This window comes from Paenibacillus tianjinensis, from assembly GCF_017086365.1.
Classification (GTDB): domain Bacteria; phylum Bacillota; class Bacilli; order Paenibacillales; family Paenibacillaceae; genus Paenibacillus_AQ; species Paenibacillus_AQ tianjinensis.
In genome coordinates, this window is sequence record NZ_CP070969.1 from 5,352,433 (window position 1) to 5,365,540 (window position 13,108).

Consider the following 13,108-nt stretch of genomic DNA (forward strand, 5'->3'; position numbering starts at 1 on the left):
TTCCTTTTATATTTTTGGGTTTCGGACAACCTTGTTCCCCAGCATGTCTTTAAGCATTTCATTCGCCCCTCCGCCAATGCTTAACCAACGAATATCATTGTACAGATTGGCGATCCAGTGATCAGATACATATCCTTTGGCGCCATACAATTGCAGGGCAGCGTCAGCCAACTCCCTCAACAGCTCGGTTGACTGAATCTTGGCAACAAAAACATGGTTTTTGTCGGCCTGATTTTGCTTCAAATCATTAATTAAGTTAAGTACGAATTGTTTCAGCACGCTGATCTTCGAGTAAAAATCAGAGATAAGGAACTTGTTCCGCTGAAATTCAATGAGACGTTTACCGAATATTTCCCGCCGGTTCAAGTGCTCCGTCAATTCTGTAAAGATCATTTCACTCATGCTCAGCGCCATAATCGAGATGAGTGTCCGCTCAAAATCCAATGCGCCCGCCAAGTATTCAAACCCGCGGTTCTTCCTGCCCAGCAAACAATCAGCAGCCACCGGGCAGTCTGCAAAATGCACCTCTCCGAATGGCATCAGTCTGGCACCGGCCTTATCCGTCTCTTCCGATACATCAATCCCCTTCTGATGTCTTTCAACCAGGAACAGGCTGATGGATTTCCAGGCTTCACCGGCTTCATTCGTTCTGGCAGCCACCAGAAAATAATCGGCTATTGGGGCGTTTGTAATGTACATCTTTTTGCCGGTAATCATGTAGCCTTCATTATCTGCAGCAATCGCCTGCGTTGTCAGCTTGTTGATATCCGAACCGGCATTTTCCTCGGAAATACATAGAGCAATATTTTTATTGCCCGTTCTGATTTCCTCTGCCGCCTTCTCCGCAGCCGGATTTCTGAACCTCCGCAACAGGCGAAGGGCAATTTCATTAACCGAATAGGTGCCGATAAGGCCCACACTTTTGTGGACTGCCAGTTCCTGGCACAGTGAATAGTATGACTCCAACCCTGATTCTGCACGGCTGGACAATCCGATCCATTCCTGATCGCCCATTTCTTTCCACGCCTCCCGCGGAAGATAACCAAGCTTCATCCATGTGCTCAGTCCGGCAGAAAGATAATCTATCGTCGTCTTCATTTCAACTGCTTGTTGAATCAATGTGCAACCAGCCCCCTAATTTTGTTCAGATCCAGCTTTCCGTTGCTTAACCGGGGCAACTTACGTTCAATGGCATAGTATCCCGGGATCATATAGGCAGGAAGCCTGGTTGAAACAAATTCTTTGATTTCCAGCAGGACCGCCTCAAACTTAATATCCGGCTGATCCACCTCGACAGCGGCGACCAGATAGTCCCCTCTCTCATCCATAAAAACATAACAAGCCCCTACCATTTCTATTTGCCTGATCGTATTCTCGACTTCCTGCGGATAGATTCGGTATCCCCTCATTTTGATCATATTGCCGCTGCGTCCGGCAAAGTAGTATACACCGTTCTCCTGATATACTTGATCGTCTGTCTTGTAATAGATTTGGTCGCGCAGCATGACAAATTTATTGGCCGAAGGATCATTAAAATGGCCCCAGTATCCTTTCATCAGCTGTGCACCTCCAACATATAGTTCACCAACCCCCTCACCATCACCAATAATAACTTCTCCGGTTGTTATAAGTAGAAACTCAACGCCTGGAAGCGGTCTGCCAATCGGAATAACTCCCTTTTCATAATCCCCCCTCTCCAATTCATGGACGCAGCAGGCAACGACCGTTTCCGTCGGTCCGTAGCCGTTCAACAGTTTTACATGCGGTGATATTCCATGGAATTTCTGCAGATCACTGGCATTGGCAGATTCTCCGCCGAACCAGATCGAACGCAGGAAATCCCAGGAGTAACGCGGATAATTGGAGAAACGGCTTACCAGCATAGAGATAATATTAGGAGTGCAGGAGAAATCTGTAATACGATGCTTCTGCAGCACTTCTATCAGGGAATCAATAAAGACGAACCTGTCGAAAACTACGGTGGTCCCCCCGACAACCCACGGAACAAGAAGCTCCATCAGCACCGGGTCAAAGTGTAAGGGAAAGAAATTAAGAAACCGGGTATCTGACGAATAACCGGCTTTAGCAGCAGCGGCTTCTAAAAAACTGGCCAATGCCGCCCGCTGCACGGCCACTCCCTTAGGTATACCTGTGGAACCCGAAGTATAGATCAAGTAAGCCAGATCTTCCCCCTCGGGAGCCGCGTTAATCGAAACAGCGTTGCTGATCTCGTGAACAATCGGTTCCATCGGAATATCCCGAATAACAGTGAGGTCCTTCACACTGGTAAAAGTGGCTCCCCCCACCCGGTCCATAACAACTTGATCCAAAAAAATCGCCATCGCGCCGGAATTGCCAAGTATATAGTGTATTCGTTCTTTGGGACTGGAATAATCAATGGGTACAAACACAATCCCTTCTTCCAGGCAGGCGAAAATAACCGCGATTACGGAAATGGACTTGGCGGAAGCGATGATCAAACGGTCTCCCCGTTCAAGCCCTATAGACCGGAATAAATAAACAGCGTTAGTTACCATTTGCAGGAATTCTGTATCTGCACAAGTTCTATCCCGGTGAATAAAAGCAGGGCGGTCAGGGGCCAATTGCCGCCGGTGAAGTAGTTGTCGCAGTCTCATTAGGCAATCACTCCAATATTCAATTATACTTCTCTGATTGTTTCGAGAATTTTCAAGCCTACATGTCTTCCCGGAACATCCAGATGCACCAGCAGCTTATCTCCGATTTTGATCTCGCTTGACGGGCGAATTTCCCCCTTGCCTCCCATCATGCGGACATGCCAATCATCCTGGATAAACGTATTCAGGATCGTTCCGTCCACTTCGCATTCAATATACAGCAAAGGCCGGGATTCAATCTTTAAGCGGCCTACAGTAACCACTCTTGCTTCACCCTTTGAATTGACGATGTACACCTCATCTCCTGCTTTGATATCGGATAAATATACTGCCCTGTCCCCCGGTACCCAGGCATACAGGTGCAACCCACCAGCGTTTACCCGAAATTGCCTTAAATTCATGTACGGCAGAAAATGAGTTTCACTACAAGTCAGGATTCCTCCACTTGAGGTGGAGCCTAGAAGCATTCCTTCATCCTGATATAATTCTGAAGTCGTATCGATGCAGACCCGGCTTCCCATGCCCGTATGTCTGATTTTTTTAACTACGCCTTCCCGCAGCTCGAATTTTTTTATTTTGGAACGGCTTACAGTTTCGCTGAACCTGATGATATCTTGAACCTGATTGGTAGAAAGTACAATTCCATCACTGCCAACCTCCATCGTCATCAAGCTAACTTCTCCATCTTCTGCCGTTCGTACCTTTTTAAATACTTGACAGGATGTAAGCTGTGTCGTTGCCAGTATCAATTCCAACGGAATGTTGGTAGGATCTTTGAACTCAATGATGACCAAATCCACAGAATTGACCAATTCGACAGTTTGATCTAACGTTTCGCGATCCTTCACATTGATGGTTAGAGCGATTTTTATGTTTTGTCCATTTAGTTTCACCTTGGTTTGTTGAAGCAGCTTCAAGTTGTTCGCAACAATATACTTAACTTTCTTAAACAAAGGCTCTTTTACCAAATTCTCGACATCGGCCATCTCGGATACCAGTACCGCTAATTCCATCCGCTGTGGCAATTGGATTTTCCCTAATAGAGAAAAATGCCGGTAATCAATATAGATGGTGGAGTAGTTAAGCTGACACACCTTATCAATTGTGTCCACCTTAGTATCAGCAGTTGCCTCAAACCAAATCTCTCTCTCTTTCTCCATTCGCCACACTCCCCCTATAAATTGTTTGTATCAAATCCTCAGGGTCTGCCCCATGGTTAACCACTAAATCAATGCTTTCAATAATCCCCTGCATATGATTGTCCTGAAACACATTCCTTCCAATCGCTACGCCGCTTGCTCCAACATCAATGGCATCTCTTATCGTCTGCAGCAGTCTTTTTTTGTCATGGTGATTTTCACCACCGGCAATGACGACTGGAATATCCACTGCATTTACAATTTTTTCAAAGGAATACTTATCCGTATAGTTCACCTTAACAACGTCGGCACCAATTTCCATGGCGACCCGCGCACTCACCAAAGCGTTTTGCACATTGTACTCGTCAACCATATCCCCCCGCGGATACATCATGGCTATAAGGGGTATCCCCCACTGGTTGCACTCTTCCGATATTTTGCCGAAATCCTTGATCATCTGATAATCAAAGTCGTTGCCGATGTTGATATGTATTGAAACGGCATCTACACCGGTCTTTGATGCTTCCTCTACAGAAGCTATCAGCACTTTCCTCAATTGGTTGGGACTGAATCCGATGGAAGCACTCAGATGCATAATAACAGCCATATCCCTGTTTTCTTTGAAAATATCCTTGCATACGTGTATGTTTCCTTTATGCAATACAACCGCATTTACCTTGGAATGGCACAGCTTCGCTACTGTATCCCGAATATTCACAATTCCGTCGATGGGTCCCAGTGTAATGCCATGATCAAGAGGAGTTATCAGAATTTTGCCGGTGGAAGGATGAAATAATTTTCGCATTCTCAAATCTTTCATTTGATCCTCCTCATATAGCACAGCTGAAAGCTACCCACGTTCTTCAATGACTCATCCCAATAGCCCAGCTTGCCGTAGAGGCGTTTGACATCTTTGCTTCGCTCACCTGTAAAGATCAGAAAGCTGCTGCTTTCCCTAAAAATTTCGTGTACCCTATTCATCAATTGCGTACCGATACCTTTATTTTGTTCCAAAGGATGCACGATCAATTTCCCTACATGGCAGACGTTATCTACATCCAGGAATGCCCGGACCGAGCCGATAATCCTGCCTTGCTCCGAGAATTTCAGTATCGTGGATCGCTTAAACTCTCCCTGAATTTCCTCCAGCGATTGTTTGAGCGGCTCAATATCCATGCCGTAGATTTCTTCCGCTTCTCTCTGGAATGCCAGTTTCTGCAGATTCAAAATTTCCGGGAGATCCTCCATTCTTGCTTCTTCTATCAACTCATAGCCTCCTCAATCAAAGGTTAACGAATCTCAGAATTGACGCTATGACGCGTCGTCGCACTAAAGTCAAAAGACACTCTTGTATGTCATCTGACTTTTTCGCCGAAGAATTGCCCGTCACTATTCTTGACAATACGTGGCGCTAAAAACGCATTCCGGGTACACATTTAATGCAAACGTTTGAATTTTGCAATAAAAATAAAAAACACTATCAATTCCGAGCCAGGGTATCGATAATTCATGGTGATTTTTGTGAGGTTGGAAAATCTAAAAGCAGTGCAAACGTTTGAATTTGAAACCAAAAAAACCTTCGCTCAATTCATTTCAATTCCTTTGTTGTCGAGAGCAACAATATCAAAATCAAAATTAGGAATGACATTCAACTCATAATCAATATTTCTTAGAATACACATCTCCATTACAAGAGCCTCTGCTTCCCTGACTTGTCCCAGACTGCCTCTAAAAATGATGACAAGCGATCCTCCCATCGTTTCATGAAGTACCTTGACCAGTTCGACATATGTATTCTTAACAATTAAATCGAACACACGAATTACATCTGCCAAACCTCTTACCTTTACCGTTGCCAGAGCCCGATTCATATTGCCCCTTCTCTCCAATAATTTATTTGGAGTTCTTCTTCGCTCCCCTCTGCCAGTCAGTCCCCGTCTGCATGCAACAACTGGCGCCCGACGTAGGTAATCAGTTCTGAAATTCGTGTGATTGTCTCCGTAGACAGCATAGCGGTATCGATTTCAAAATCGAAGGCTGTTTCGATCTCCACAATTAATTGGATAATCTTGATCGAATCGATGCTATAGTCGGACAATAGATCCGACTCCTCTTGAATCTCCTGAGGGTGGGCGACCAATTTCAGCTCGTAAGCTACGATATCACGAATAACATCCAAGATTTGGACTCTATCCATAGGTTCTCCTTTCGTGAAATAGTTGAATCCAATTGATTAAAACTTAAACAACATAGATTTGATAATTTAACGTTGTAAAATATGTTATTATATATAAATTTTACCATAACAATATCTTTCCTTCAATATATTTTTTATCAAATCCAAGTTCATCTTATATAGCAAAAAAAAGAACGCATACCTGCGTTCTACATAAAAAATATAAAGACAGCCGCGTATTCGTATGCTCTACAATCCGTTTCCTAGCCCACCAGCCTTTGTTTTGTTAAGGTTATTCCGCCAGCCCGTTCTTATAAGCATAAATGGCTGCCTGGGTCCGGTCTTCCACACCCAGCTTGGCGAGGATGTTCGTGACGTGGAATTTTACAGTCTTAATTCCGATAATCAGCTGATCGGCAATGTCCTGGTTGGATTTGCCCTGGGCCAGCAGCTTCAGTACTTCCATCTCACGTTCGGTAAGCTCCTTGTAGGCCGGAACCTCGCCTTTGGCATTGTCGCGGAAGCGGTTCATCATTTTGGAAGCCACCTGGGACTCCAGCACCGACTGGCCCCGGGCCGCAGCGCGGATGGCATCCGCTACTTCACTGGCCCGCGAGGTTTTGAGCAGATAGCTGAATGCTCCGGCTTCAATAACGGGGTACATTTTCTCATCATCCAGATAACTGGTCAGCACAATGACTTTGCAATCCGGATACAGCTTGAGCAGCCGTTTGGTCGTCTCAATGCCGTCCATGCCTTCCATGACAAGGTCCATCAGCACGACATCCGGATTATACTCCTGTGCCAGACGGATGCCTTCTTCGCCGCTTCCGGCTTCGCCGACCACTTCAATTCCGTCTTCGGTACCAAGCACTGCGGCAAGTCCGATCCGCACCATCTCATGATCATCTACCAGCAAAACTTTAATTTCTTCCGTTTCCATGGCTACCCCTGCCTCCTATTCATTGACTAACGGTACGGTAATTTCAATACGCATGCCTTTACCTGGCGCCGTAATAAATTGGATCGAGCCTCCGGTTTCCGTAATCCGCTCCTGCATATTCGAGAGTCCGTAGGAGGTCTGCTTGCTCTCATCCATCTCGAACCCGATGCCGTCATCGCGCAGCGTCAGCCGGACGGTATCGCCCCGGCGGTGCAGCCGAATCTCCATTTTCTCTGCCTTGGCGTGGCGTAAAGTGTTCGAGATTGCTTCCTGTACGATGCGGAACAGATGGTTCTCAATGCCTTTCAGCAAATGCACATCCGGGTCCATCTCGAAAATAATCTCCATCGGAACCTTGATCCTCAGCTCTTTGATCAGCTCCTGCAGCCCCTGCTCGAGCCCTTTGCCCTCCAGGTACACCGGCCGCAGGTGCAGCAGCAGCGCCCGCATCTCCGACTGGGCTACTGCAGACATCTCTTCAATCAGCGCAATTTGCCGCTGTGCCTTATCAAAATCCTTCTCCAGCGTTCTGCCTACAGCCGTCGCCGTCATGGAAATGGCGAACAGCTGCTGGGACACGGCATCATGCAGCTCCCGCGCAAGCCGCTGCCGCTCCTCCATAATCGCCGTTACCCGCGCCTGCTCGGCCAGCTTGGCGTTATTGGTTGACAGGCGCTGTAGCGTATTGACCTGATTCTCCCACTTGCCGCTGATCCGGCCGAGCTGCTCACCGAGTCTGCCCAGCTCATCACTGCCGAGCTCCGGCATCGCCGGGGTAAGATTGCCTTTTTCCCACGCCACCAGTGTCCCCCGCAGCAGCTCCAGCCGGTGCTTGATACGGAAGCTCTGATAGAAGCCGAAACCAAGGCCAAAGGCCACCGGCAGCAGAGTCAGCGTCACGGCTGTCCTGATCCCGATTTCCCAATTCTCAAAAGGCTGCAAATAACCATATGTATACATAATGTACAGGATAACCAGCAGCATGACAAAGGAGAATAAAGCTCCCTCGCCCATGCTGCGCGTCACCATATTACTGTTCTTTTTATCCACGCTAAGGAGTCCTCCCTCTCTACTCAAATGTCATGCTGTCAGGATATCCGCACATCCAGATCGCCCATCAGATAGGAGATATTGAACTTTACCTTATGCTCACTGGTATCATAGTTGGCCGATCTCCAGTTCAGCCTGTTCATCATCCCCGTGTCGCGGTGGCTGCCGAATTCAATCGACCCGAACAGCACAAACGCTTCAATCTCCACACCATAATCCTCGGACAGATGAAGGTCCATGTCACCGAATACACCCTGAAACAGCATTACTGTCTCCTTATCCTCGGCCATCGCCAGCGAAAGATCAACATCAGCCTCCCCAAGCACATGCCACGCGCTCAAACTGCGCATTACCCAAGGTGACAGGTCCCAATCAAACCGGGAAGAGAAGCTCTGCTTCTGCATGAACCCTTTTCCGCGCTGCAGCCGTTTGGATTTCACAAAAAACATCCCGAGCGAGATCAGGCAGATGCCCAGCACCAGCAGCAAATGATCCAGCAGCAGCAGCACTGCACCGATTCCGAGCAGCTTATAGCCCTGCTTGACCTTGCCCGACGTCGTCCGGTAGATCCCCAGCAGCAGGAACAGAAGCGCGACAACGGAGAAAAATCCGATCCATTTGCCAAAAATCATCAAGCAGCCCACACCAATAAGTCCGATGGCAATCAAACGGTTCCGTTTATCCATTTCGCACCTCCTAAAAGTTTTGCGGAGCAAAACTACTTCGTAAGCATAAATCTTATATAAAAAGGGAATCTCCACCTGTTCCGCGGAGAATCAGCTTCATTAGCCTAATTTAATTGTTGCTATAGTATAAAATCTGTTTACCGCATCCCGCTATAAAAGCCATACCGGTATGGAGATCCATACCGTATGGCTTTACCTTGTTCAGCATATCATATCTGCCTAGTTTTTAGGAACAGGCATTAGTCTTCTTTTTTGTCTAAAGATGGTGCTCCAGCCGGCGGGTTCAATTTGCTCTTCAGTGCTGCAAGCTGTTCTTCCACTTTCAGCTGTTTTTCGGCGTCAACCGGTTTGGTGTACACACCAGCCGACGGGCTGTAAGGGGCGCGCATAACATCTGCTTCTGCTTCGAGCTGCATGATTTTTTCTTCCATGCGGTGGAAGCCGAGGGATGCGCTGCCGCTCTCAATAGAATGAACGCTGCTGATCTGTGACATTTGCTTTTTGGCCTTGGCCATTTGGGCGCGGGATACCAGTTCATTACGTTTGTTGCGCAGCTTGTAGAACTCATCCTTCATGTCATGCAGCTGCTGCACCAGTTCTTTAGCCTGCACTTCTGCCTGAGCGTGAAGATCGCCGTATTCCACTTGCTTCTGGTCGAAGTAGATCTTTTCTTCCAGCAGCTTGCGGGTAACTTCCTCCTGTCCGTTCTTCAGCGCAAGTTCAGCCTGGGCTGCACGCTGTCCGGACATTTTGGCTGCTTCCTCAACACGCTGTTTCATGCGGCGCTCGTTAGCCATTTGCTTGGCAACTGTTACCTCAGCTTCGTGAATTTCAGCCTCCATATCGCGCAGATATTGGTTCAGCATTACGATTGGGTCCTCTACTTTATCCAGCAAGTCGTTTACCGACGCCTTTGTCATATCCTTAATCCGTTGAAATACTCCCATGATTTACACTTCTCCCTTCTCGTATTTAGCAAGTTTTTGTTTCAGTTCTTCTACTTCTTTTTGCAGTGCCTTCTTCTCAATATCCTTCATCATGGCATCCAGACCGGAGTCTTGAGCCGAGTAAGCATTGGCTTTATCATACCCTGGGGTATAACCGGGCTGTCCGCCGTGTCCGCCATATCCGCCCTGACCTTGCGGGCCTTGCGGTCCGCGTCCATATCCGGGGCCGCCAGTGAACGGTCCGCCGTATGGGCCGCCGGGTGCTCCCGGTCCAGGTCCGAACGGATTGTACTGTGTAGGCTCCTTCGGAATAATCAATGCTGCGATGAGATATACCAGAATTGTCGTGCCTCCGGTAAACGGAATGCTGACCAGCAGCAGAATCCGGAACAGGGTAGAATCAATACCGAGAGTCTCGGACAATCCTCCAGCCAGCCCTGTCATCACCTTGTCACGGGTTGAACGATACAATCGGGTCATAGAACTACTCCTTTCCGCCATTGTTAAGCTTCTCCTTCAGCCGGGCCATTTCTCTTTCCAGCACCGTTGCCACCGTTTCACCGGCCTGCACCGCGTACTCCTGTCCCATGCGGCGCAGGTCGCGGAGACTCTTCGCTTCCAGCTCCCAATCATTCATGCGGTCTTCAAGCCGGCCGAACATTTTGGGAACGTCACTGCCGTTGCCGTAGGCAGTTGCTCTCTGGTTCATGCGCTGCTGAAGCCTAAGTGACTCCATCCGTGCCGCATAATACTGGCGTTTGTTATACACCGTCTGATATTCGACCTTCAGCTCATTCAGCTGACTTTCCAGCTCATACAGCGATCCTTGGCTCTGTTCCAGCAGCCCGCTGTACTGCTCCAGCTTTTCCTCGTGAATAATCTTCTCCTGCAAAGCCATCTTCGCCAGATTATCCTCTCCGGCTTTTAGTGCCAGCAGCGCTTGCTCTTCACGTTTATTTCTCATGGCCGTAGCCTGATTCACCTGCTGCTGCAATTGCTTCGTATGGGAAGCGTACTGCTGGTACAACCTTTCCGCTTCAGCGATCTCCTCACGGGTTGAATGTAAGAATTGATCGATCAGCTTCACGGGGTCCTGGCTTTGTTCCAAACGTTCATTTAGATTAGCTACCGTAATATCCCTCATGCGGCGAAAAACACTCATGATTTCCTGCACCCTCCCTGCTTCTTAATTAAGTAATTCTCTAAAGCTTAGTATGTTCTGCCTCTTCTGCCTTTCAGTACCGAGATGCCCCAGACAACCAGTGCAACCCCGAGCAGCGGTCCAATAATCCAGGACAGCTTCGAGATCAAAGCCATGACACCGATGAACAGCACTACCCAGCCGATAATCTTGCGTCCGCTTTTAATTCCGTAGTACCCGAGAGCCACCAGCAGGACCGGAAACAGGATTCCGAAGATTCCGTGAATCAGGTGGGGCAGCACTCCCATCAGCATAATCGCGCCAATCACAATCAGGACAACCGCAAGTCCGTTACCTTTTCTATTTTGCATTTTTTCTCACCGCCTTTCGTTGACCTTAACCTTATAGCCTTATTCTAGGGTAATCCGCAGACTTTCAAAACAGACCGTGGACGGTTTTATGAACTGGACCTTAGACGGGGCAGAGTTAGGACTGCAGGCCGCTGAGGGATGAAACAAGCCCCTTTGTCGCCAATCAGCGACTTTAAAGCTCCAAACTGTGTATAATTGTTGCAGGTATTCCTTAATATAGCTGCTGATTAGATGTGGCAGAGCAAAGGAGCAGTTTCATTGAAGACACTATTGATTGTCGAGGATGACCGGAGCCTGAACAAAGGAATCTCCCTGTCGCTTGCCCAGAACGGCCTGAATATTGAACAAGCTTATACGCTGGCTATGGCTAAGCAAATATTCGCCTCGACCCCGGTAGATCTGATTCTGCTGGATATTAATCTCCCTGACGGAAACGGTTTGGATTTCTGTGAGACGATCCGGAGAACCTCACAGGTACCGGTTATTTTCCTGACTGCCAACGACATGGAGGCGGATATTGTCACGGGGTTTGCCCTGGGGGGAGACGATTATATCACCAAACCGTTCAGCCTGATGATTCTGCGGGCCCGGGTAATGGCTGTTCTCAAAAGAGCCGCCAAGCATCCGGAGGACAAAGTAATCATCGGCCCCTTGAGCCTAGACTTTGGAAAACTGGAATTCTATAAGCACAAGGAGCCATTGACCCTGAGCAAAACTGAGCTTAAGCTGCTGAGCATCCTGGTCTCAAACCCCGGCATCATTTTAAATAGAGAGCAGTTAATCGATAAAATCTGGTCGCAGGACGCGGAGTTTGTGGATGAAAATGCATTGACGGTAGCAGTCAAACGGCTGCGGACCAAGATTGAGGATGAGCCTGCTGCGCCAAAATACATAAAAACAGTCTATGGCCTGGGATATATGTGGGCGGAAAGGCCAAACCCATGAAAAGCGGCAAGGATGCACGCTACTCCATACGCGTGAGTTTAATATTCTTAACGATCTTTCTGCTGCTGGTATCGGGTTACGCTGGAACAGCCACCTATCTGAACGGAGAAAATCCTGTCTTCCTTAACCTTACCGCCCTCTTCGTGATTTCTATACTAATTGTAGGTGCTCTATGGACGTGGATGCTGCGGCGGCAGGCTGCCGGCTTTATGAATGCTTTGGATGGAATGGTGGACCGGGCGATTCACGGACGGGAGCAACTGACCCATTTTGACGAGACCAGCCTCTCTTCCCTGGAGCATAAATTATTACGCTACATTGAGATCACCAAAGCGAATAAGCAGCATCTGGAGACTGAAAAGAATACCATCAAAGAACTGATCTCGGATATCTCCCATCAGACCAAAACACCCCTCTCCAATATCCTGCTTTACAGCCAGCTGCTTGCCGAAACACCGGACCTGGGCGGGGATACCCGGCTACTGCTGGATCAGATCGAGGCCCAAGCGGACAAGCTGGAATGGCTGATTACCTCGCTAATCAAATTATCCCGGCTGGAAACGGGCATGATCACCCTGCACAGTGAGGTTAAACCCGTCCTTGCGACGCTTACCAGCGCCTTATCACACATCTATACACGCGCGGAAAATAAAGGGATTGGCATTCAACTTGAATGCGATCCAGTTACGGCGGCCCGTCATGATCATAAGTGGACCAGTGAAGCGCTGTTCAACCTGCTGGAGAATGCTGTGAAATATACGAATCCTGGCGGCAGCATCCGGATTGTAGCCGAGAGTAATGAAATGTTTACGCGGATTGATATTTCCGATACAGGCATAGGGATTGGGAAGGATGAGCTTGAGCATATTTTCAAACGTTTTTACCGGGGACACAGCGTAAGGGAAGTTGAAGGTATCGGAATCGGACTGTATCTGGCGCGGAAGATCATCAGCATCCAGGGAGGTTTTATTACGGCGGCATCTGAGCCCGGCCAGGGAACCAAGCTCTCCATTTTCCTCCCTCAGCTCTAATTGTGTCAGTTCTGTCAGATTTCAGACACTGCTGGGTTAGATT

16 protein-coding genes are annotated in these 13,108 nt (G+C 48.1%); 2 read left to right on the plus strand and 14 right to left on the minus strand.

The genetic code is table 11. The features are described 5' to 3' along the window. Window positions 1–6: 6 nt before the first annotated feature. The 14 genes from JRJ22_RS24800 to JRJ22_RS24865 form a co-directional block, all read right to left on the minus strand. Window positions 7–1,119, minus strand: a complete 1,113-nt coding sequence (locus JRJ22_RS24800; RefSeq protein ID WP_206101972.1) for an acyl-CoA dehydrogenase family protein — start codon at window positions 1,117–1,119, stop codon at window positions 7–9. Continuing rightward, the gene (locus tag JRJ22_RS24805) at window positions 1,116–2,636 is read right to left on the minus strand and encodes an AMP-binding protein (protein WP_206101973.1); all 1,521 of its coding nucleotides are present in this window, start codon (window positions 2,634–2,636) and stop codon (window positions 1,116–1,118) included. The genes JRJ22_RS24800 and JRJ22_RS24805 overlap by 4 nt, the downstream gene beginning before the upstream one ends. 23 nt (window positions 2,637–2,659) lie before the next feature. Next, window positions 2,660–3,796, minus strand: coding sequence for a 3-dehydroquinate synthase II domain-containing protein (locus JRJ22_RS24810; protein ID WP_206101974.1), 1,137 nt, complete (start codon window positions 3,794–3,796; stop codon window positions 2,660–2,662). Then, window positions 3,768–4,595 carry a 2-amino-3,7-dideoxy-D-threo-hept-6-ulosonate synthase gene (locus JRJ22_RS24815; RefSeq protein WP_206101975.1) on the minus strand — a complete coding sequence of 276 codons (828 nt, stop codon included), beginning with the start codon at window positions 4,593–4,595 and terminating at the stop codon, window positions 3,768–3,770. Before JRJ22_RS24815 ends, JRJ22_RS24810 begins: the two co-directional genes overlap by 29 nt. Then, entirely contained in the window at window positions 4,592–5,041 is a 450-nt protein-coding gene (locus JRJ22_RS24820; RefSeq protein ID WP_206101976.1) for a GNAT family N-acetyltransferase, read from the minus strand. Before JRJ22_RS24820 ends, JRJ22_RS24815 begins: the two co-directional genes overlap by 4 nt. A 317-nt stretch (window positions 5,042–5,358) precedes the next feature. Next, window positions 5,359–5,646: a BMC domain-containing protein gene (locus JRJ22_RS24825; protein WP_206101977.1), complete on the minus strand. Its 288-nt coding sequence runs from the start codon at window positions 5,644–5,646 to the stop codon at window positions 5,359–5,361. A gap of 56 nt (window positions 5,647–5,702) precedes the next feature. Then, window positions 5,703–5,972 carry an acyl carrier protein gene (locus JRJ22_RS24830; RefSeq protein ID WP_206101978.1) on the minus strand — a complete coding sequence of 90 codons (270 nt, stop codon included), beginning with the start codon at window positions 5,970–5,972 and terminating at the stop codon, window positions 5,703–5,705. Window positions 5,973–6,243: 271 nt separating this feature from the next. Beyond that, complete coding sequence (locus JRJ22_RS24835; RefSeq protein ID WP_206101979.1) at window positions 6,244–6,894, minus strand: response regulator; 651 nt, start codon at window positions 6,892–6,894, stop codon at window positions 6,244–6,246. 15 nt (window positions 6,895–6,909) lie between these two features. Then, on the minus strand, window positions 6,910–7,923 hold the full coding sequence (locus JRJ22_RS24840) for a sensor histidine kinase (protein ID WP_206105294.1): 1,014 nt from the start codon (window positions 7,921–7,923) through the stop codon (window positions 6,910–6,912). A gap of 59 nt (window positions 7,924–7,982) precedes the next feature. Next, entirely contained in the window at window positions 7,983–8,630 is a 648-nt protein-coding gene (liaF, locus tag JRJ22_RS24845) for a cell wall-active antibiotics response protein LiaF (protein ID WP_206101980.1), read from the minus strand. 239 nt (window positions 8,631–8,869) lie between these two features. After that, the gene (locus JRJ22_RS24850; protein ID WP_206101981.1) at window positions 8,870–9,577 is read right to left on the minus strand and encodes a PspA/IM30 family protein; all 708 of its coding nucleotides are present in this window, start codon (window positions 9,575–9,577) and stop codon (window positions 8,870–8,872) included. A gap of 3 nt (window positions 9,578–9,580) precedes the next feature. Further along, window positions 9,581–10,057: a PspC domain-containing protein gene (locus JRJ22_RS24855; RefSeq protein ID WP_206101982.1), complete on the minus strand. Its 477-nt coding sequence runs from the start codon at window positions 10,055–10,057 to the stop codon at window positions 9,581–9,583. A gap of 4 nt (window positions 10,058–10,061) precedes the next feature. Continuing rightward, complete coding sequence (locus JRJ22_RS24860; RefSeq protein WP_206101983.1) at window positions 10,062–10,739, minus strand: PspA/IM30 family protein; 678 nt, start codon at window positions 10,737–10,739, stop codon at window positions 10,062–10,064. A gap of 47 nt (window positions 10,740–10,786) precedes the next feature. Then, window positions 10,787–11,089: a LiaF transmembrane domain-containing protein gene (locus JRJ22_RS24865; protein WP_206101984.1), complete on the minus strand. Its 303-nt coding sequence runs from the start codon at window positions 11,087–11,089 to the stop codon at window positions 10,787–10,789. A gap of 258 nt (window positions 11,090–11,347) precedes the next feature. Between JRJ22_RS24865 and JRJ22_RS24870 the strand changes: the two genes are divergently transcribed. Together JRJ22_RS24870 and JRJ22_RS24875 are read left to right on the plus strand one after the other, a co-directional pair. Beyond that, entirely contained in the window at window positions 11,348–12,034 is a 687-nt protein-coding gene (locus JRJ22_RS24870) for a response regulator transcription factor (protein ID WP_206101985.1), read from the plus strand. Between the two features lie 32 nt (window positions 12,035–12,066). After that, the gene (locus JRJ22_RS24875; protein ID WP_232380947.1) at window positions 12,067–13,065 is read left to right on the plus strand and encodes a sensor histidine kinase; all 999 of its coding nucleotides are present in this window, start codon (window positions 12,067–12,069) and stop codon (window positions 13,063–13,065) included. Window positions 13,066–13,108 lie beyond the last annotated feature (43 nt).

Excerpts from the sequence above, each read along its gene's own strand:
- JRJ22_RS24805 (WP_206101973.1), bottom strand. The coding sequence starts at position 2,636 with ATGAGACTGCGACAACTACTTCACCGGCGGCAATTGGCCCCTGACCGC.
- JRJ22_RS24810 (WP_206101974.1), bottom strand. The coding sequence starts at position 3,796 with ATGGAGAAAGAGAGAGAGATTTGGTTTGAGGCAACTGCTGATACTAAG.
- JRJ22_RS24815 (WP_206101975.1), bottom strand. The coding sequence starts at position 4,595 with ATGAAAGATTTGAGAATGCGAAAATTATTTCATCCTTCCACCGGCAAA.
- JRJ22_RS24825 (WP_206101977.1), bottom strand. The coding sequence starts at position 5,646 with ATGAATCGGGCTCTGGCAACGGTAAAGGTAAGAGGTTTGGCAGATGTA.
- JRJ22_RS24830 (WP_206101978.1), bottom strand. The coding sequence starts at position 5,972 with ATGGATAGAGTCCAAATCTTGGATGTTATTCGTGATATCGTAGCTTAC.
- JRJ22_RS24835 (WP_206101979.1), bottom strand. The coding sequence starts at position 6,894 with ATGGAAACGGAAGAAATTAAAGTTTTGCTGGTAGATGATCATGAGATG.
- JRJ22_RS24840 (WP_206105294.1), bottom strand. The coding sequence starts at position 7,923 with ATGGTGACGCGCAGCATGGGCGAGGGAGCTTTATTCTCCTTTGTCATG.
- liaF (WP_206101980.1), bottom strand. The coding sequence starts at position 8,630 with ATGGATAAACGGAACCGTTTGATTGCCATCGGACTTATTGGTGTGGGC.
- JRJ22_RS24850 (WP_206101981.1), bottom strand. The coding sequence starts at position 9,577 with ATGGGAGTATTTCAACGGATTAAGGATATGACAAAGGCGTCGGTAAAC.
- JRJ22_RS24855 (WP_206101982.1), bottom strand. The coding sequence starts at position 10,057 with ATGACCCGATTGTATCGTTCAACCCGTGACAAGGTGATGACAGGGCTG.
- JRJ22_RS24860 (WP_206101983.1), bottom strand. The coding sequence starts at position 10,739 with ATGAGTGTTTTTCGCCGCATGAGGGATATTACGGTAGCTAATCTAAAT.
- JRJ22_RS24865 (WP_206101984.1), bottom strand. The coding sequence starts at position 11,089 with ATGCAAAATAGAAAAGGTAACGGACTTGCGGTTGTCCTGATTGTGATT.